Consider the following 17,223-nt stretch of genomic DNA (forward strand, 5'->3'; position numbering starts at 1 on the left):
CGTTCCGGGCGTCCGACGGGCAGCCTATGCCGTCCGCACGGACCCGCGGGCCTACGGCGCCACCACGGGGCGCCAGGGGACGGGGCTGGAGAGGATCATCGAGCTGGCGGGCTGGCCGTAGGCGGCGAGGCGGTCGATGAGCTGCTCGAAGGCGACCATGCCGGGCACCCCGACCAGCAGGGTGCAGCAGGCGCCGCCGGTGACCCGGTGCAGCTGGAAGACCTCGGGCCAGCGGGCCACCTCGGGGTCGCGCAGCACGCAGTTCGGGCCGTAGCACTGCATGGTGACCAGGGCCATCACGGCCAGGCCGGCCCGGGCGGGGTCGACGTGCGCGTGGTAGCCGGTGATCACCCCGTCGGCCTCCAGCCGGCGGACGCGTTCGGCGACGGCCGGGGCGGAGAGTTTCACCCGCCGGGAGAGCTCGTTGTAGGAGAGCCGGGCGTCGGCCTGGAGTTCGGCGAGCAGCAGCCGGTCGACGGCGTCCAAGGCGACTCCCGGGGTCGGGTTTGCGTTCACAAAGCGGATCGGCTCCAAGACCTTTCGGTCATGAACCCGGGGCGCGTTTTCGCTGCCCGCCGCCCATTCAAGACGGAACGGATGCCGCCGCACAATGGTGGCCCCCACGATGGGAGTGGGACGTAACAGGACACACCAGGAGGAGTGCCATGGGCGGGGACACCGTCGACCGGCCGAATCTCGCCTTCGCGCCGCAGGGGGAGCCCGGCAACGGCACCCCGTACGCGCGCTACGCCATGCTGGACGTGCTGCACAGCCTGCAGCAGCCGCGCAGCAAGGTGCCGGCCGAGTACACGTTCATCGTCGCCACCCAGGTGATGGAGCTGCTCTTCGACCTGCTGCAGCGCGAGTGGGTCGCCGCCCAGCACGCGCTGCGCGAGAACGACCCCGCCGGCGCCGTCACCGCACTGCGCCGCGGCACCCACATACAGGACGTGCTGGTCAGCTCCTGGGACCTGCTCGCCACCATGACGCCCGCCGAGTTCGCCTCCTTCCGCGAGGTGCTGGGCGAGGCCTCCGGCTTCCAGTCCTCGGCCTTCCTGCGGCTGGAGTTCCTGCTCGGCAACAAGGCCGGCTCGCTGCTGCGGATGTACGAGGACTCCCCCGCCGTGCACGCCGAGCTCACCGCGGCCCTGCACGGCGCCAGCCTGTACGACGACGCGCTCGCCCTGCTCGCCCGCCGCGGCGTGGACGTGCCGCACGAGCCGATCCCCGGCCGGCACCGGCACAGCGCCGAGGTGGAGCAGGCCTGGCGCCGGGTCTACACCGACCCGGAGCTGGCCGAGCTCGCCCGGCTCGGCGAGGCCCTGCTCGACACCGCGGAGCGGGTCACCCGCTGGCGCCAGCGCCACCTCTCCTCGGTCAAGCGCACCATGGGCGCCAAGCCCGGCACCGGCGGCTCCAGCGGCCTCAGCTGGCTCAAGCAGTCCGCCGACCAGGACATCTTCCCCGAGCTGTGGACCGTGAGGAACGACCTGTGACCACCCGCGAGGAGTGCGCGGCCCTCGACGCCGCAGACCCGCTGGCCGCACTGCGCGGCGAATTCACCCTGCCCGAGGGCGTGCTGTACCTGGACGGCAACTCGCTCGGCGCACTGCCCAGGGCCACCGCGGCCCGGGTCGCCGGCATGGTCGAGCGCGAGTGGGGCCGGGGCCTGATCCGCAGCTGGAACGACGCCGGCTGGTTCGCCATGCCGCACCGGCTCGGCGAGCGGCTCTCGCCCATGCTGGGCGCGGCCCCGGGCCAGGTGGTGGTCTGCGACTCCACCTCCGTGAACCTCTTCAAGGTGCTCGGCGCGGCGATGCGGCTGCGGCCCGGCCGGAGCACCCTGCTCGCCGAGCACGCCGCCTTCCCGACCGACCTGTACATCACCGAGGGCGTCACCGGCCTCTTCGACGGCGCCCGCACCGTGCTGCTGCCGCGCGCCGCCGACCTCGGCGAGCACCTCGGCGAGGACACCGCCGTGGTGGTGCTCTCGCACGTCGACTACCGCACCGGCGAACTGCTGGACATGGCCGCGATCACCGAGCAGGTGCACGCCGCGGGCGCCCTGATGGTCTGGGACCTCTGCCACACCGCCGGCGCCCTGCCGATCGAACTCGACGCCTGCGGCGTGGACTTCGCCGTCGGCTGCGGCTACAAGTACCTCAACGGCGGCCCCGGCGCGCCCGCATTCCTGTACGCGGCGCAGCGCCACCAGGGCGCCGCCGCACAGCCGTTGAGCGGCTGGTTCGGCCACGCCCGGCCGTTCGCCTTCGAGCCCTCGTACGCGCCGACCGAGGGCATCGGCCGCTTCCTGACCGGCACCCCGCCGCTGCTCGGCATGGCCGGCCTGGACGCCGCGCTGGACGTCTGGGAGAAGGCCGACCTGGCGCAGGTGCGGGCCACCTCGCTGGCGCTCACCGACCTGTTCCTGGAGCTCGTCGAGCCGCTCGGCCTGGAGTCGGTCACCCCGCGGGAGCACGCCCTGCGCGGCAGCCACGTCTCGCTGCGGCACCCCGAGGGCTACGCGGTGATGCAGGCGCTGATCGCCCGCGGGGTGATCGGCGACTTCCGCGCCCCCGACCTGATGCGCTTCGGCTTCACCCCGCTCTACCTCTCCCGCACCGACGTCTTCGACGCGGTGCGGCACCTCGCCGAGGTGCTGGAGAGCGGCGAGTGGCGCGAGGAGCGGTTCAGCCGCCGGGGCGCGGTGACCTGAGGAAGGCGTTCTCCAGGCCGTCCCAGTTCAGCGGGCGGCCGGGCGGGATGCGGGTCTCGTGCGCGACCTGCACGATCCGGGTCGCCAGCCGGTGCACCGCGAGCTCGTACAGCTCGCGCCGGCCGGCGGCCCGGGCCAGCGCGTACAGGCCCTCGCTCTGGTACTCCGGGCCCAGGCTGCGGTGGTTGAAACGCAGTTGGCGGGCGGCCGCGGGCTGCTCGGCCGAGGCCACCGGCAGCCAGATCACCGGGACGATGCCGCTCGCCTGCACCGCCGAGCGGTCCGCCGCCCGGGCCGCCCGCCGGGCGAAGCCGTACCACTCCCGACCGCAGCGCTCGCTGGCGAAGTAGCGCGGCGAGTAGAGCGGCACGAAGACCCGGCAGGTGGCGAGCGCCTCGGTGATCTGCCAGCGCGACCAGCTGTCCAGCTCGGGGCTGCGGTCGACGAACCCGGGCGGCACCGCGGACGGCAGGTCGGTCAGCTGGAGCACCTCCTCGCAGAGGTCCTGGAAGAGCCGGTCCACCGTGCGGCCGCCCGGGCCGCCGGGGTGGCTGAGGAAGAAGTAGGGTCTGGGCGCCTCCGGGCCGGCCGGCTCCTTGCGGTGCGTGCCCGAGTGCGAGGGGGTGCGCGACTCGACCGGGCCGCCGTGCAGTTGGGCGTTGCGGGCGAGCACCAGCGGACGGCCGTCCCGGGGCGGCCAGATCCGGGTCACCGGCGGCGCCGGCGGGGTGGACTGCAGGGCGATCTCCAGCAGGTGGTGGACGGTCAGCTGAGGCGCGCCGTCCGGGTCGCCGGTGCGGATCGCCGCCGCCAGTCGGCCCGCCACCGAACGGTCCACCGGGTGGCGGAGGTTGACCACCTGGAAGCTGCCCGGGTCGACCGCCACCGGACCGCCCGCGGCCGGCTCCGGCGGCACGCTGCGCGAGCCGTCCAGGATCAGCAGCCGCCGCGCCGCCCGGCCGGCCGCAACCGTCTCCACCACCGCCTGCCAGTCCAGGCCCGGCCGGTGCACCCCGCCCCAGCGGCCGGCCCCGACCGCCACGCCGAGCTCGTCGCCCGGGCCGAGCGGGCCGCCGACGTGCACCACCAGGGTGTCCTCCGCCTCCTGCACGGCCCGCTGCAACGCCCGCTGGAAACCGTCCGGGTCGTCCTCGCCGAGCCAGATGTGCCGCCGGTCCAGGCCCACCAGCGCCGGGTCGACCAGGGCCTCGGCGAGCGCGGCGAGATCGCGCAGCGCGGTGTACTCCTGCTCCTCCAGCACCTCGCCCGGGGCGCCGCGCGAGGTGGTCAGCAGCAGCACCGCCCGGGAGCGCTCCGGGTCGGGCAGCGCCGCGGGCTCCGGCGGCGGCGGGACGGGCGGCGCGTCCTCCTCGACCGGCCGGGCCGCCGCCTGCTCCTGCTCCTGCTCCTGCTGCGCCCCGGACGCGGTGTCCGCGGGGTGCGTCCCGGCGACCGGGCCGGCCAGGGTGAACACCGGGGCGCCGGTGACCCCGAGCAGCCGGGCGGCCTCCGGGCTGACCAGGGCGAAGGGCCGGGTGTCCAGCAGCGTCAGGGTGCCGCCGCCGGCCGTCTCCACCCACGCCGGGAAGGTGCCCGCGCCCGTCCGGCCGGCGTCGCCGATCCGCCCGCCGACCCGGATCAGCAGCTCCAGCGCATGGTGCGCGGTGGACCGCGGCAGGGTGTGCAGCAGCAGCTCGCGCACCCCCGGACGGAACGCGAAGTAGCCCGGCCGACCCTGCTGTTCGCGCAGCAGACCGCTCACCACCACCTCGGCCAGGTGCTGCGGCTGCGGGCGGGCCAGCCCGACCTGCTGGAGCAGCCGCATCACCGGCAGGGCGGGCGTGGTCAGCGCGGTCATCCCGGCAAGGGTGAACGCCTCCCGGGAGGCCGTCGCCCGGAACCGGACGACCAGTTCCTCGGCGGTCAGCTCCTCCGGGTCCGGCCCGGCCTCGACCGCCCGGCCCGCGGGGTTCGTCGCCGCGCCGACCATCAGCGCCGCGCCGACCACCTGCCCGCCGGTCGGACTGCCCACCAGCTGCGCCCAGTTGGCCAGCCACTCGGGGCCCGGCTCCAGCACCGGGACGGCCGGTGCGCCGCGCCCGGGCGGGGCGTCGGTGAACGGGGCGAAGGTGTAGGCGGCGTCGGGCGCGCCGGCCTCGATGGCGGTGAACACCCCGGGCACGGCGGGCACCGCGGTGAGCGGCCAGAGCCGTTCGGGCAGCGGCTGGACGACCGCCACCGGCAGCCGCCGGGCCATCGCGTGCAGGGTGCGGTGCCAGCGGTCCCCGGCCGGTCCCGAGCGCCACTGCGGGCCCATGCAGTCGCTGATCACCAGAACGGCGGAGCGCCCCTCGGCGATCCGCCGGTGGGCGAGCCGTCCGTCCGGCAGCAGCCGGCCGGAGCAGACCTGGCGGAAGGCCCCGGTCTGCTGGAAGAGCGTGCGCAGTTCCCGGGCGAGCGGCCGCCACAGGGTCATCGTCGGGCCGAGGTCGAGCACCAGGTGCAGGTCGAGCCAGCGTTCGGTACTGGGCCGCAGCACCGGCAGCCACTGGACGGGGCCGGGCTCGCGCAGCGCCTCGGCGATCCGGTCGGCGGTGGCCTGCTCGTCGAGCAGGCGGCGGCGCTCGTCCGGGACGAGCCGCTTGAGCGGGCGCAGGGCGCGCTGCAGCGGCAGCGGGCGGGCCAGCATCGGGGCGTCGGGGGTGGGTGCCGGGACGGCGGGGGCGGGCCGGCCGCCGCGGTCGGGGGCGGGCAGGTGCAGGGCGGTGCGCGGACCGGTGCCGTCCGGGCCAGGGGGGTGCTCGGTGCGGTGACGGGGGCGGTGGCCGCCCGGGGCGCCGGCGGCCGGGCGGTCGGTGCTCGGGGCGGCCCGGCCGGCGGTGTCCTGGCCGGTGCCGCCCTCGGTGCCGCGGGCGGCCAGCCAGAGCAGTTCGGCCAGTTCGACGGGCGCCCGGGGCGAGAGGCCGAGTTCGGCGAGCAGGTCGGTGAGGCGGTCCAGGGCCGCCGGGTCAGAAGACATCGTCGTCCTGGCCGCGGCTGAGGTAGGGCATCACCTGGGCGGCGAGCGCGGCCCGGTCGGCGGCGTCGCCGAGTTCGGGGCGGGAGGTGAGGTAGATGGCGTTGAGCAGCTGGTCGGTGGCGAGTTCGCCCTCCTCGCGGCGGGCGAGGAAGACGTCGAGGATCTCGGTGACCAACTGCCGGTCGGAGTCCGGGAGGTGGGAGTGGACGATGGACTCCAGCTCGGCGCCCTCGGGGCGGCGCAGCTCCAGCACCACGCAGCGGCGCAGGAAGGCGGCGGGGAACTCGCGTTCGGCGTTGGAGGTGAGCACGGTGAACGGGAAGGCCCGGCAGCGGACCCGGCCGGAGCGGACGGGCGCCCGGCCGGTGCCGTCGGCGGTGAGCACGTGCGCCTCGGGCTGCTGGGGGGCGGCGCGGACGAGTTCGTCGATCTCGTACTGGCCCTCCTCCAGGATGTGCAGCAGGTCGTTGGGCAGGTCGAGGTCGCCCTTGTCGATCTCGTCGATGAGCAGCACCCGGGGCCGCCGGTAGGGCAGCAGGGCGGTGCCGAGCGGGCCGAGCCGCAGGTGCTCGTCGAGCGAGGCGTCGGGGGTCTGCGGGCCGGAGCGGTTGGCGGCGTAGAGGCGGGAGAGCGGGTCGTACTGGTAGAGGCCGTCGCGCAGGGTGGTGCGGCTGGTGATGTTCCAGCGGAGCACCGGGCCGAGGCCGAGTTCGCGGGCGACCGCGTACGGCAGGCTGGACTTGCCGCCGCCGGGCGGCCCGGTGACCAGCAGCGGCCTTCTGAGGTAGAGCGCGGCGTTGACGAGTTCGACGGTCTCGGGGGTGGGGCGGAAGGTCGCGGCACGGTGCCGCGCCGGGTCGGGCACGGGGTCGGCGGGGCCCTCGGGCTGCGCCAGCAGCGGCCCCCCGTCGAAGTCGCGCCAGGGCGGCGGGGCGGGCAGCTCGGCGATGCCGTCGTGCGGCTCGTTGACGCCCTGGTAGATGCGCTTCAGCGGCATTGCTCTCCTGCTCCTGCTCACTCGTCGGGGCCTTCGGCGGTCTCGGTCTCACTCGGGGCCCGCGGCGTGGGGCGGCGGTGCGGTCGGGACGACGCGGTAGGGGCGGTGGGGGCCGGGCAGTACCGCCGGGTCCTCCCACAGCAGCACCAGGCCCGCCGCCCAGTGCTGCGAAGGGTCTGCCGCCTCCTCCGCCTCGTGCCGCAACTCCCTGACCCGGCGCGGCAGGTCGGCAGGTGCGACGTCGGCCAGTTCCTCCGCCAGTCTGGCAAGGAATCGCTCGTTGCGGCAGGTCCGGGTGTGCGTGTGGTCGGCGGTGCAGGTCTGGCCCGGCCACAGCACGGCGGGAACGCCGGCCCGCAGGGCCGCCGCCAGCAGCGGTTCGTACGGGGCGCCCCTGGGCGGGCCGGGGAGGGCGGGCAGCTCGACCCGCTCGGGCGGTCGCAGCCGGTGGTAGAGCCTTTTGCCGTCCGGGAGTTCGGTGCAGCGCAGCTGGTGCAGCAGGGTGCCGGCGGCGGCCCGCAGCGGGGCCCACTTGAGTTCGAGCTGGCGGCGGGCGGCCGGGTCCGCGCGGCGCTGCGCGTCGACCACGACGACGGCGTGGTCGGCCCCGAGCGGGCCGTAGTCGGTGCGCCGGCGCGCCCAGCCGTGCACCGGCTCGGTGAGCCACTTGCGCGGCAGCGAGAAGATGACGAGTTCCGCGCCGTCCGGTTCCAGGCGGCCGAGTTCGTGGTCGATGCGGTCGCGGACGGCGTGCTTGAGGCGCAGCCGTGGGACGGTGCGGGTGTCGGCGGCGCCGATCCGGCCGTCGCGGACGGCGGCGACCGCGACGTGGAACATCGCGGGCCCGGCGCCGCTCGGGGTGATCTCGACCAGGATGGGCCGCCACCGCTCGCGTCTGCGGCCGGCGGTGGGGGCGGTGTCGCGGTGCCGGTCGAGCCACTCCAGCAGGCCGTCGCGGAGGGCCGGGTCGGTGTGCGCCTCGGCGACGTGGTGGGCGAAGTGGACGACGGGGTGCGGCCCGTGCTGCGGCCGGGGGACCTCGGCGAGCAGGTACCAGCCGGCGTCCCAGAGGGTGGCGGGGCGGCTGGGCGGGTCGGGGCAGCCGAGCGGTCCGACGGCGGCGCGGTAGAGCTCCAGCGGGTCGGCGGGCGGCGGTCCGGCGCCGAGCAGCAGCCGCAGTCCACGCACCGCGTGGGCGGGCAGGGCGGCGCCGGTGAGCCGGTCGGCGAGCTGCGGGACGTACCGGGCGGCGGCCTCGGCGGGCAGCATCTGGCCGAGCCGGGCGGCGGGCCGGCTGCGGTCGTCGGGGGCGCGCGGGACGCCGAGGGTGTCGAGGGCGGCGGTGACCAGCCCCGCCACCTCGCCGGTGGCGGCGATGACGACCGGTCCGCCGCTGAATCCCGGGGAGAGCGGCATGCCGGTGCCCTCGTGCTCCAACTGCACCAGCTCGCCGGCGATCCGGAAGCCGCCGCGGGTCAGTCGGATCTCGCTGCTGAGGCCGGTGTCGTGGCCGGCCGGGAAGCCGTAGGCGACCAGGGCGGGTGCGGGCGGGCCGGCCCAGCGGTGCAGCGGGGCGAACGGGGCCGGCGCGGCGGTCTGCGCGGGGACGGGTTCGCGGAGCCGGAGGACGGCCACGTCCCCGGCGCCGCCGGGGAGTTCGGGCCAGGGGCCGCGCAGCGCGACGGTGCCGGTGAGCGGCGGCAGGTCCGGGTGGGCGACCAGCCGGACCTCCGCCTCGTGGACGCCGTGCACCACGTGGGCGCAGGTGAGCACCTCGCGGTCGGAGATGAGGATGCCGGCGCCGGTCAGCGGCCCGGCGGGCCCGGCGGTGTCGATCCGGGCGAGCCAGCGGACGTCCTGCATCGGCACGTCCGGTCAGTGCCCCGCCCGTTCCCCGGTGGTGCCGGGTGACCAGGAGAGCTTGACCGTCAGGTGCGCGTCGGCCGCCGTCCTGGCGATCAGCGCGCCCGCCTCCGCGGAGAGCTTGACGCCGAACTCGATCTCCACCGCGTCCGGGCGAAGGCTGCCGTCGCGCAGGACGGCGAGCGCGGCCTCGGCGGCGGCGCGGACGCCGCCCAACGCGTGCTCGAAGGTCTCCGAGGCGCGGACGACGGCGTCGCCGCTGCCCCGGCCGACCGGCTGCATGCCGTACGCCGCCGGGGTCTGGGAGGTGCTCTCCACCCGGACCACCGCGCCGTCGGCCGTCAGGAACTCCACGTAGTGCGACATGGGCACTCCCCACCGTGTCAAGCCGTACTGTCAGCCGAATTCCTTGGCGATGGTCGCACAGCACAGGCCGTGGCGCAGCGGTTCCGACGGGGTTGACATCAGTAATCTTCAAGGAACATGACAATATGTCAGGTTGATCCGCCCGTACCGGGCCCGGCCGGATCCCGCCGGACGCGGGAGGGGCCCTAGGGCTTGTCTGACAATTCGCGTCGCATCGGCGCGCGGCGTCGGGCGCCCGACCGGGCGTGCCGCCGTATCGACCTCGTACTGGATGTACTCGGGCGATGCGGCGGTGCGTCCGGTCGGGATGCCCGGCGTCGCGCGCGCGGCGGGAATTGTCAGACAAGCCCTAGGGTGGTCCGGACGGAGCCGAGGAGGGCGAGCGGGTGGACGGGACGGTCGGCGGGGGGCTGGTGGCGGTCGCTGGGAGCGCCGAGGTGTTGGCGCTGCCCGGCCTCGGCGAGGAGTTGCTGACCCCGGTCGAACGCGAGCGCGCGGCGCGCTTCCACCGCGACCGGAACCGGCTGGACTTCGTCGCCGCGCACCTGCTCGTCCGGCTCTGCGCGGCCCGGCTGCTGGGCGTCCCGGTCGCCGGGCTGGTGCTGGAGCAGTACTGCCCCGACTGCGGGCTCTCCGGACACGGCGCGCCCTCGTTGGCCGGGCGGCCGGAGGTGGGGCTGAGCCTGTCGCACACCGAGGGCGTGGTGGCCGCGGCCGCCGGGCCCGCGCCGGTCGGCGTGGACGTCGAACTGCCGGGAGGCCGGGACGGCACCGCCGACCTGTACGACCGGGTGCTCGGCCCCGCCGAGTCCGCCCTGGTGGCCGCCCGTCCGGACCCGGACGGGGCCTTCCTGCGGCAGTGGGTCCGCAAGGAGGCGATGATCAAGATCGGACGGGCGAGCCTGGACACCCTCGCCTCCGTCGACCTGTCCGCGCTGCCGCTGGACCTCCCCGGCCCCGGACCGTCCCTGCACCGCCACGGCGACCTGCACCTGCTGGACTGGGCGGCCCCCGGCAGCGGGGCCCTGCTCGCCGCGGTCAGCACCCGGCCGGTCCGGCTCCTGCAGCCCGACGGCCTGCGCCCAGGAGGAATCCAGGGGCGTCCGGGGGCGTCCGCATAAGGGGTGTTAGCGTCGGCGACGGCCGCGTCGGACCGCATCCGCGCAGGTCCGCCCATTCCTCCCCGCCGCGCGAAGGACGACTTCCCCATGGCCAAGTTCCTGCTGAGCCTGCACGTGCTGGCCTCGGTGCTGTTCATCGGCCCGGTGGCGGTCGCCGTCAGCATGTTCCCGCGGCGCGCGGCCGCGGCCCTGGGGTCCGGCGCGGACCAGCCGGTCGCGGCCGCCTCGGTGCGGCTGCTGCACCGGATCACCCAGGTCTACGCGCTGCTCGGGATCGCCGTCCCGCTGCTGGGCATCGGCGTGGCCCAGGTGATGGACGTCCTCGGCCAGAGCTGGCTGATCGCCTCGATCGTGATCACCGCGCTGTCGGCCGGCTCGCTGCTGCTCTTCGTGGTGCCCGCCCAGCAGTCCGTGATCGACACCCTGGACGCGGAGGCGGGCACCCCCGCCGCCCACTCCCGCGGCGACGACCGGGAGCGGGCGGAGCGCGGTCTCAAGCTGCTGCCGATGACCGCCGGGGTCTTCAACCTGCTGTGGGCGGTGGTCGTGGTGCTGATGGTCATCCGACCGGGGTCGACGACGGGGGCCTGACCTCCACCCGTCCGGCACCCCGGATCTCCAGGCCTTCGAGCAGCTCCAGGGTCGCGGCGGCCACCGCCGCGACCGCCTGCTCGAAGGCCTCCCTGTTGTGGGCGGCCGGCGCCCGGAAGCCGGACACCTTGCGGACGTACTGCAGGGCCGCGGCGTGGACGTCGTCGGTGGTGACCTCCGGCGTCTCCGGCGGCCGGAGCGTCTTGATCGATCGGCACATACCTCCCAGTCTGCCCGGCGCGCCCGCCCCGCGGGCCGTCATCGGCGGATCGGGTCGACGAGGCGTACGCCCGCGCGTTTCACCGCCCGGGCGACGATCGCGGTCTCCGCGCGGGTGATGTCGAGCGGGCCCAGCACGTCGGTGGTGAACCGGAACAGGGCGGCGTGGTCCTCGCAGAAGACGGTGGCCATCAGGCTGGCCGGGCCGCTGGTCGCGAGGACGCCGTGCACCTGCGGGTGCCCGGCCAGCACCCCGCCGACCTCGGCCAGCCGGCCGGGCGGCACGTCCAGCCAGAGGTTGGCGTCGACCGCCATGCCGAGCAGCCGGGGGTCGACGGTGGCGTGGGTGCGCAGCAGTCCGCCCGCGGCGAGCCGGTGCAGCCGTCGGCGCACGGTGGACTCGGGCGCGCCCGAGGCGGCGGCGAGGGAGGCGTGCGACCGGCGCGCGTCCCGGCCGAGCAGGTCGAGCAGGGACCGGTCCAGCGCGTCGGTGGCGGGAGCCGCGGTGGTCGGGGCGGGCGGGACGAGGGCGGCGACCTGCTCGGGCGCGAGGTGGCCGGAGTGCCAGTGGCCGGCGTCCGCGAAGGCGTGCAGCACCGCGTGCACATCGGTCTCCAGGACGGCGCCGGTGGCGGGGAGTTGGCCGTAGAGCAGGCGGTCCCGGGAGCCGGCGTCGGTGAGCACGACGGCGCTCACCTCGCTGCCGCCGAGCATGATGTCGACGAACGGCACGTCCGGGCGGGCCGCCAGCGCGTGCGCGACGGTCTCCACCTTGCCGCGCAGGACGCGGACCCTCAGCAGCAGGGCACCCACCGCGCGGTCCCGGACGTCCGGCATGAGGACGACGGTGACGGTGCCGCTGCCGAGCAGTCGGGCGAGGCGCCGGGTCACCGTCCGGGCGGAGACGCCGAGCACCTCGGCGATCCGGCCGGTCTCGGCCCGGCCGTCGATCTGCAGGGCGCAGACCAGCCGCCGGTCCAGCTCGTCCAGCCGTTCGTCCGGATCCACCGCATCGAGGTCCACTGCTGTCCGATCTCCGCCGTTCCCGGCCGATTGAGGGTCCCGGTCCGCCGCGATCACGGTACTCCTTCTCCACGGCCGAGCCGGACACGACCGAGCAGGCCACGACCGGGAGGAGCCCCGTGGAGAAGACGCTGTCCGGAACGATCGACGCGGTGCACGCCGTCGGCGAGCGGCTGACCGCCCTGCAGAGCCCGGCCCCGGTGTCCGCGACCGGTCTCGCCGAGGCCGTGGCCGCCTTCCGCGCCGTGGACGGACCCGCCGCCGCGCTGCTGCGCGAGCGCCTCACCGCGCTGCGGCCGTCCGCCGGGTGGCACGGGGAGGAACTGGACGGCGACGTGTCCGCCGAGGGCGAGTGGTGGGTCTGCGACGCCACCGACGGCGCCGTCCAGTACCTGGGCGGGCTGCCGCACTGGGCGGTCACCGCCACCCTCGTCCGGGACGGCGCCGCCGTGCTCTCCGTGGTGCACGCGCCGCTCCAGGCCGCCACCTACACCGCACTGCGCGGCGGCGGCGCCCGCCTCGACGGCCGGCCGATCGCCCCGACCCCCCGCACCCTGCAGGTCGCGGTCGCGGCCACCGCGCAGCCGCCGACGGTGGCCGGCGACCCGGTCGCCCGGCGGCGGGCCGGCGAATCGCTGACGGCGATGCTCGGCGGGGCCCTGGCCGTCCGCAACCTCGGCCCGACCGCCCTGCAGGTGGCCCAGGTCGGCGCCGGGAACCTCGGCCTCTTCTGGGAGTACGGCCAGGACGGCCCCAACCTGCTGCCGGGCGCCCTGATCGCCGCCGAGGCCGGGGCCGTGGTCACCGACGCGGCGGGGCGGCCGTGGACGCCGGCCGCGGACAGCTTCCTGGCGGCCGCACCCGGGGTCCACGCCGAGGCGCTGGCGGTGCTGGCACAGGTGCGGTGACGGCCGCGGCGGCCCCGTCTCAGCCCTTGGGGCTCATCAGGGTGCTGGTCAAGGGCGTGCGGGCGAGCACCACGACGCCGGCGACGATCAGCGCGACGCCGACGGTCTCGGGGATCAGCCAGAGGCCGGCGCGCAGCGTCTCCTCGTACAGCAGGACACCCAGCAGCAGGCTGACCCCCGCGTCGCCGAGGGTCAGCGCGGGCTGCGAGGCCACCAGCGGACCCGACTGCAGGGCGTTCTCCAGCAGGTAGAGCGCCCCGACCCCGGCGACGGCGAAGCCGTAGGTCTGCCAGGCCGTGAGGAAGGCCTCCAGCCCGTGCTCGTCGAGCAGATGGGTGGAGGACTTGATGAGCGCCGCGGTCAGCGCGTTGCCGACGGCCGCCGCGCCCGCCAGGCAGGCGGCGCGGACCCCGCCGGGCGGACGGCGCAGCGCCACCGCGCAGAGCACCGCGATCGCGGCGCCGCAGCCCGCGAGGGCCGGGATCCAGCGGGACATCGGGACGTGCATCGTGCCGGGGGTCGGCGCGGCGGCCCCCAGCGCGAGGCCGAGGCCGACCACCATGCAGGCGACGGCGGCCCAGGCCCGGCGGGAGAGGTTCCGGTGGGACATCGCCGAGGCGATGACCAGCGCGAACGGCAGCTCCAGGACGAAGATCGGCTGGACGACCGAGAGGGCGCCGCGGGCCAGCGCCACCGCCTGGAAGAGCGCGGCGGCGGTCACCGCGGCGATGCCCGCCAGCCAGACCGGGCGGCGGGCCAGGTCGCGCAGCAGGCCGAACCGGAAGCCGGAGGAGCGCGGCACGGTCTGCGCGGCACGGTGCTGCAGCACGGTGGCCAGGGCGTTGCTGATCGCGCCGCACAGGGCGAACAGGACGGGGAGCAAGACGGGCGGTTCCCTTCACCGGATCCGCCCAGTCTCACCCGCCCGCCCCGTACTCCGGCCGCACCGCGCCGCACCCCGACTCCGGCGCCAGCCGTTCAGGGGCTCCGCCTGGCCGAACCCCGTGCGAGCCGCGAACACCGCACGAGCCGGAGAGCACGCCACTACCCCGTCACCCCGCCCCGCGCAGCGGCTCACCCCCGGCCACTCCGAACAGCCGTGCCGCGTTCCCCCAGCACACCGCCCGCAGCCACTCCTCCCCCAGGCCCAGCCGCTCCAGGGCGGTCAGCGCGTGCCTGTACCCGTACGGGATGTTGGGGAAGTCGGTGCCGTGCAGGATGCGGTCCTGCAGGTCGGTGAGGCGGGACCGCAGGCCCGGCGGGAAGGGGGCCAGGCGTTCGGTGAAGTCGGTGAACGCCATGGTGGTGTCGAGGTGGACGTTCGGGTGGCGGTCGGCGAGGTCGAGGAAGTCGGCGTACTCGGGCAGGCCCATGTGCGCGACCACCAGGTGGAGTCGGGGGTGGCGGGCGAGGACGGCGCCGATCGGCCCGGGCCCGGTGTGCTTGCCGGGGGCGGGACCGGAGCCGCAGTGCGTGACGACCGGGGTGCCGCTCTCGGCGAGCAGGCCCCAGACGGCGTCGAGCCGCGGGTCGGCCGGGTCGTACGCACCCACCTGCACATGGGCCTTGAAGACCCGGGCGCCGCGGTCGAGCGCCGCTTCGACGTACCCGGCGGCGCCGTCCTCGGGGTAGAAGGTGGCGGTGTGCAGGCAGTCGGGGGTGCGGGCGGCGAAGTCCGCGGCCCAGGCGTTGAGCCAGGCGGCCATCGCCGGTTTGTGCGGGTAGAGCATGGCGGTGAAGGCGCGGACGCCGAACTCCCGCAGGGTGTCGACGCGTTGCCGTTCGGCGTGCCGGTAGGCGATCGGCCAGGGCTGCCCGGTGAGCGGCCCGACCGCGTCGAAGTACGCCCACACCTTGTCGAGCACCTGCTCGGGCATGAAGTGGGTGTGCACGTCGATGAGGCCGGGAAGCCCCAACTGCTGCCAGAAGGCGCGGACTTCGTCGGTCTCGGTCACCGCCGGACGGCCCTGTCCAGGATCGCGGCGGTGTCGGTGCCGGCGGGCAGGGTGCCGAAGGCGAGTCCGTGGTCGCCGCCGAGCCGGGATGCGCAGAAGGCGTCGGCGACGGCCGGGTCGCCGTACCGGACGAGCAGCGAGCCCTGGAGGGTGAGTGCCATCGACTCGACCAGCCGGCGGGTGCGGTACTCGAGGTCGGTGAGGTCGCCGAGTTGCTTGCGCAGGGCGGCGGTGGCGGCGTCGAGGCGGCGGTCGGCGCCCGCGGCGGCGTCGAGTTCGGCGAGGAGGGCGTCGACGCTGGCGGGGCGGCGGGCCATGGCGCGCAGCGCGTCCAGGGCGGCGACGTTGCCGGAGCCCTCCCAGATGGAGACCAGCGGGGCCTCCCGGTAGAGCCGGGGCATGCCGGACTCCTCGACGTAGCCGTTGCCGCCGAGGCATTCGAGCGCCTCGGCGGCGTGCGCCGGACCGCGCTTGCAGACCCAGTACTTGGAGACGGCGAGGCCGAGGCGGCGCAGCAGGGTCTCCTGTTCGTCGCCGGCGAGGGCGGCGTCGGTGGCGGCGGCGAGCCGCATCGCGACGACGGTCGCGGCCTCGGACTCGACGACGAGGTCGGCGAGGACGTTGCGCATCAGCGGCTGGTCGACCAGGGCGGCGCCGAACGCCCGCCGGTGGGTGGCGTGGTGGAGGGCGCGGACGCTGCCGTAGCGCATGCCGGAGGCGGCGCCGATCGTGCAGTCGAGGCGGGTCATGTTGACCATCTCGATGATGGTGGGGACGCCGCGGCCCTCCTCGCCGACGAGCCAGCCGGTGGCGCCCTCGTACTCGATCTCGGCGGAGGCGTTGGACTTGTTGCCGAGCTTGTCCTTGAGCCGCTGGAGGCGGATCGGGTTGCGGCTGCCGTCGGGCAGCACCCGGGGCAGCAGGAAGCAGCTGAGTCCGCCGGGGGCCTGGGCGAGGGTGAGGAAGACGTCCGACATGGGCGCGGAGGTGAACCACTTGTGGCCGGTGAGCCGGTAGCCGCCGTCGGTGTGCGGGACGGCGGTGGTGGTGTTGGCGCGGACGTCGGAGCCGCCCTGCTTCTCGGTCATCGACATGCCGGCGATCAGGCCGCGCTTGGTACCGGGCTCGCGCAGCCCGAAGTCGTACTCCCGGGCGGAGAGCAGCGGTTCGTAGCGCTCGGCGAGGTCGGGGGTGGCGCGCAGGGCGGGCACCGCGGCGTAGGTCATGGAGATCGGGCAGGTGTGGCCGGCCTCGACCTGGCCCCAGACGTAGAACTTGGCGGCGCGGGCGGTGTGCGCGCCGGGGCGGTCGTCGGCCCAGGGGGCGGCGTGCAGGCCGTACCGGACGGCGGTGTCCATCAGCCGGTGCCAGTACGGGTGGAACTCGACCTCGTCGACGCGGTGGCCGTAGCGGTCGTGGGTGCGCAGGACGGGCGGGTTCTCGTTGGCGAGGCGGCCCCAGGTGTCGGCCTCCTCGGAGCCGGCGAGGCGCCCGAGTTCGTGGAGCTCGTCCTCGGCCCAGCCGGCGCCGGCCCGGTGCAGGGCGGCGAGCAGCGCCGGGTCGGCGGCGACGTCGTGGCCGTACGGGTCGGGGACCTGGTTGGTGACCTCGTGCGTCGGCATGCCGTCCTCCTGGGCGGGGGGTCTGGGGTCTGCGGGGTTTCGGTGCTCGAACGGTTCTGCGGGGTTTCGGGGTTCAGCGGGTGGTGCGGGCCGGCGGCGCGGCCTCGGGGGTGCCGAGGGCACGCAGCGCGAAGGCGGTGAGTGCGGGGATGGTGTCGCCCGGGTCGCCGCCGGCGGCGAGCGGGCCGACGAGGGCCTCGCCGATCGCGCCGACCAGCGCGGCGGCGGTCAGTTCGGCGTCCTGGGGCGGCAGCTCGCCGCTCTCGACGGCGTCGGCGATCTGCGCGGCGATGAGGTCGCGGAAGGCCCGGCGGAAGACCAGGCGTTCGGCGTCGACGACCGGGTCGGCGGGTTCGGCGAGCAGGGCGTAGGCGCGGCGGGGGGCCTTGAGCGCGCGGGCGGCGAAGGTCTCGACGACGGCGGCGACCCGGCGCTGCGGAGTGGACTCGCGTTCGACGGCCGCGGTGACGGCGGCGACCTCCCCGCCGACGACCGTGCGGAAGAGTTCGACGGCGAGGTCGGACTTGCCGGCGAAGTGCCGGTACATGGAGCCGGTGGCGATCCCGGCGCGTTCGGCGACGGCGGCGACCGAGCAGCCCGCGTAGCCGCGCTCGGCGAGCAGGGCGACGGCCGCCTGGAGCACGGCGGCGCGCTGGGCGTCGAGCCGGGCCTGGACGGCGGGGGTGCGTCGGTATGCCATGCCAAGCATTGAAGCACTGATTCACTGCTTCGAGAAGGCGGCGGCGCCGGCCCGCCCGGGAACGCCGCGAGGGCCGCCCGCCGGTCGGCGGACGGCCCTCGGGGAGGGGGCGGCAGTTGGCTG

Annotated in this window: 16 protein-coding genes; 5 read left to right on the plus strand and 11 right to left on the minus strand. The window is 75.8% G+C overall.

Annotated elements, in window-relative coordinates; genetic code table 11:
- Positions 1-51 precede the first annotated feature (51 nt).
- Positions 52-486: an Lrp/AsnC family transcriptional regulator gene (locus tag AB0O09_RS03745; RefSeq protein WP_363539872.1), complete on the minus strand. Its 435-nt coding sequence runs from the start codon at positions 484-486 to the stop codon at positions 52-54.
- Between the two features lie 179 nt (positions 487-665).
- On the opposite strand from AB0O09_RS03745, the gene AB0O09_RS03750 reads away from it, so the two are divergent.
- Both AB0O09_RS03750 and kynU read left to right on the plus strand, forming a co-directional pair.
- Positions 666-1,496, plus strand: coding sequence for a tryptophan 2,3-dioxygenase family protein (locus AB0O09_RS03750; RefSeq protein ID WP_363539874.1), 831 nt, complete (start codon positions 666-668; stop codon positions 1,494-1,496).
- Positions 1,493-2,716: a kynureninase gene (gene kynU / locus AB0O09_RS03755; RefSeq protein WP_363539876.1), complete on the plus strand. Its 1,224-nt coding sequence runs from the start codon at positions 1,493-1,495 to the stop codon at positions 2,714-2,716. Before AB0O09_RS03750 ends, kynU begins: the two co-directional genes overlap by 4 nt.
- Here the strand turns inward: kynU and AB0O09_RS03760 are convergent.
- Genes AB0O09_RS03760 through AB0O09_RS03775 form a run of 4 tightly spaced genes read right to left on the minus strand, consistent with a single transcriptional unit; the run spans position 2,691 to position 8,961 of the window.
- Positions 2,691-5,735, minus strand: a complete 3,045-nt coding sequence (locus AB0O09_RS03760) for a TIR-like protein FxsC (RefSeq protein WP_363539878.1) — start codon at positions 5,733-5,735, stop codon at positions 2,691-2,693. The two genes, kynU and AB0O09_RS03760, sit on opposite strands and share 26 nt — an antisense overlap.
- Positions 5,725-6,732, minus strand: coding sequence for a MoxR family ATPase (locus AB0O09_RS03765; protein WP_344622725.1), 1,008 nt, complete (start codon positions 6,730-6,732; stop codon positions 5,725-5,727). Before AB0O09_RS03765 ends, AB0O09_RS03760 begins: the two co-directional genes overlap by 11 nt.
- A 48-nt stretch (positions 6,733-6,780) precedes the next feature.
- The gene (locus AB0O09_RS03770) at positions 6,781-8,595 is read right to left on the minus strand and encodes a trypsin-like peptidase domain-containing protein (RefSeq protein ID WP_363540190.1); all 1,815 of its coding nucleotides are present in this window, start codon (positions 8,593-8,595) and stop codon (positions 6,781-6,783) included.
- A gap of 12 nt (positions 8,596-8,607) precedes the next feature.
- A complete protein-coding gene (locus AB0O09_RS03775; protein ID WP_263105562.1) occupies positions 8,608-8,961 on the minus strand; it encodes a CU044_2847 family protein in 354 nt (117 codons plus the stop codon).
- 386 nt (positions 8,962-9,347) lie between these two features.
- Between AB0O09_RS03775 and AB0O09_RS03780 the strand changes: the two genes are divergently transcribed.
- Positions 9,348-10,082 (plus strand): 4'-phosphopantetheinyl transferase superfamily protein, encoded by a 735-nt coding sequence (locus AB0O09_RS03780; RefSeq protein ID WP_363539881.1) that lies wholly within the window; start codon positions 9,348-9,350, stop codon positions 10,080-10,082.
- An 87-nt stretch (positions 10,083-10,169) separates the two neighbouring features.
- Positions 10,170-10,673: a DUF2269 family protein gene (locus AB0O09_RS03785; RefSeq protein ID WP_344622723.1), complete on the plus strand. Its 504-nt coding sequence runs from the start codon at positions 10,170-10,172 to the stop codon at positions 10,671-10,673.
- Here the strand turns inward: AB0O09_RS03785 and AB0O09_RS03790 are convergent.
- Positions 10,642-10,893, minus strand: a complete 252-nt coding sequence (locus AB0O09_RS03790; protein WP_030267423.1) for a DUF2277 domain-containing protein — start codon at positions 10,891-10,893, stop codon at positions 10,642-10,644. The genes AB0O09_RS03785 and AB0O09_RS03790 overlap by 32 nt on opposite strands.
- 38 nt (positions 10,894-10,931) lie before the next feature.
- On the minus strand, positions 10,932-11,915 hold the full coding sequence (locus tag AB0O09_RS03795) for an Lrp/AsnC family transcriptional regulator (RefSeq protein ID WP_363539883.1): 984 nt from the start codon (positions 11,913-11,915) through the stop codon (positions 10,932-10,934).
- Between the two features lie 119 nt (positions 11,916-12,034).
- Between AB0O09_RS03795 and AB0O09_RS03800 the strand changes: the two genes are divergently transcribed.
- Positions 12,035-12,823 (plus strand): inositol monophosphatase family protein, encoded by a 789-nt coding sequence (locus tag AB0O09_RS03800; protein WP_363539885.1) that lies wholly within the window; start codon positions 12,035-12,037, stop codon positions 12,821-12,823.
- A gap of 19 nt (positions 12,824-12,842) precedes the next feature.
- On the opposite strand, the gene AB0O09_RS03805 is transcribed toward AB0O09_RS03800, so the two are convergent.
- From AB0O09_RS03805 to AB0O09_RS03820, 4 genes are all read right to left on the minus strand, one after another.
- Positions 12,843-13,706, minus strand: coding sequence for a DMT family transporter (locus tag AB0O09_RS03805; protein ID WP_363539887.1), 864 nt, complete (start codon positions 13,704-13,706; stop codon positions 12,843-12,845).
- 169 nt (positions 13,707-13,875) lie between these two features.
- Entirely contained in the window at positions 13,876-14,778 is a 903-nt protein-coding gene (locus AB0O09_RS03810) for an amidohydrolase family protein (RefSeq protein ID WP_363539889.1), read from the minus strand.
- Entirely contained in the window at positions 14,775-16,400 is a 1,626-nt protein-coding gene (locus tag AB0O09_RS03815; protein WP_363539891.1) for an acyl-CoA dehydrogenase family protein, read from the minus strand. The genes AB0O09_RS03810 and AB0O09_RS03815 overlap by 4 nt, the downstream gene beginning before the upstream one ends.
- Before the next feature lie 73 nt (positions 16,401-16,473).
- Positions 16,474-17,100 carry a TetR/AcrR family transcriptional regulator gene (locus AB0O09_RS03820; RefSeq protein ID WP_363539893.1) on the minus strand — a complete coding sequence of 209 codons (627 nt, stop codon included), beginning with the start codon at positions 17,098-17,100 and terminating at the stop codon, positions 16,474-16,476.
- Between the last annotated feature and the right edge of the window lie 123 nt (positions 17,101-17,223).

The organism is Kitasatospora sp. NPDC093679, from assembly GCF_040683455.1.
GTDB classification, from domain to species: domain Bacteria; phylum Actinomycetota; class Actinomycetes; order Streptomycetales; family Streptomycetaceae; genus Kitasatospora; species Kitasatospora arboriphila.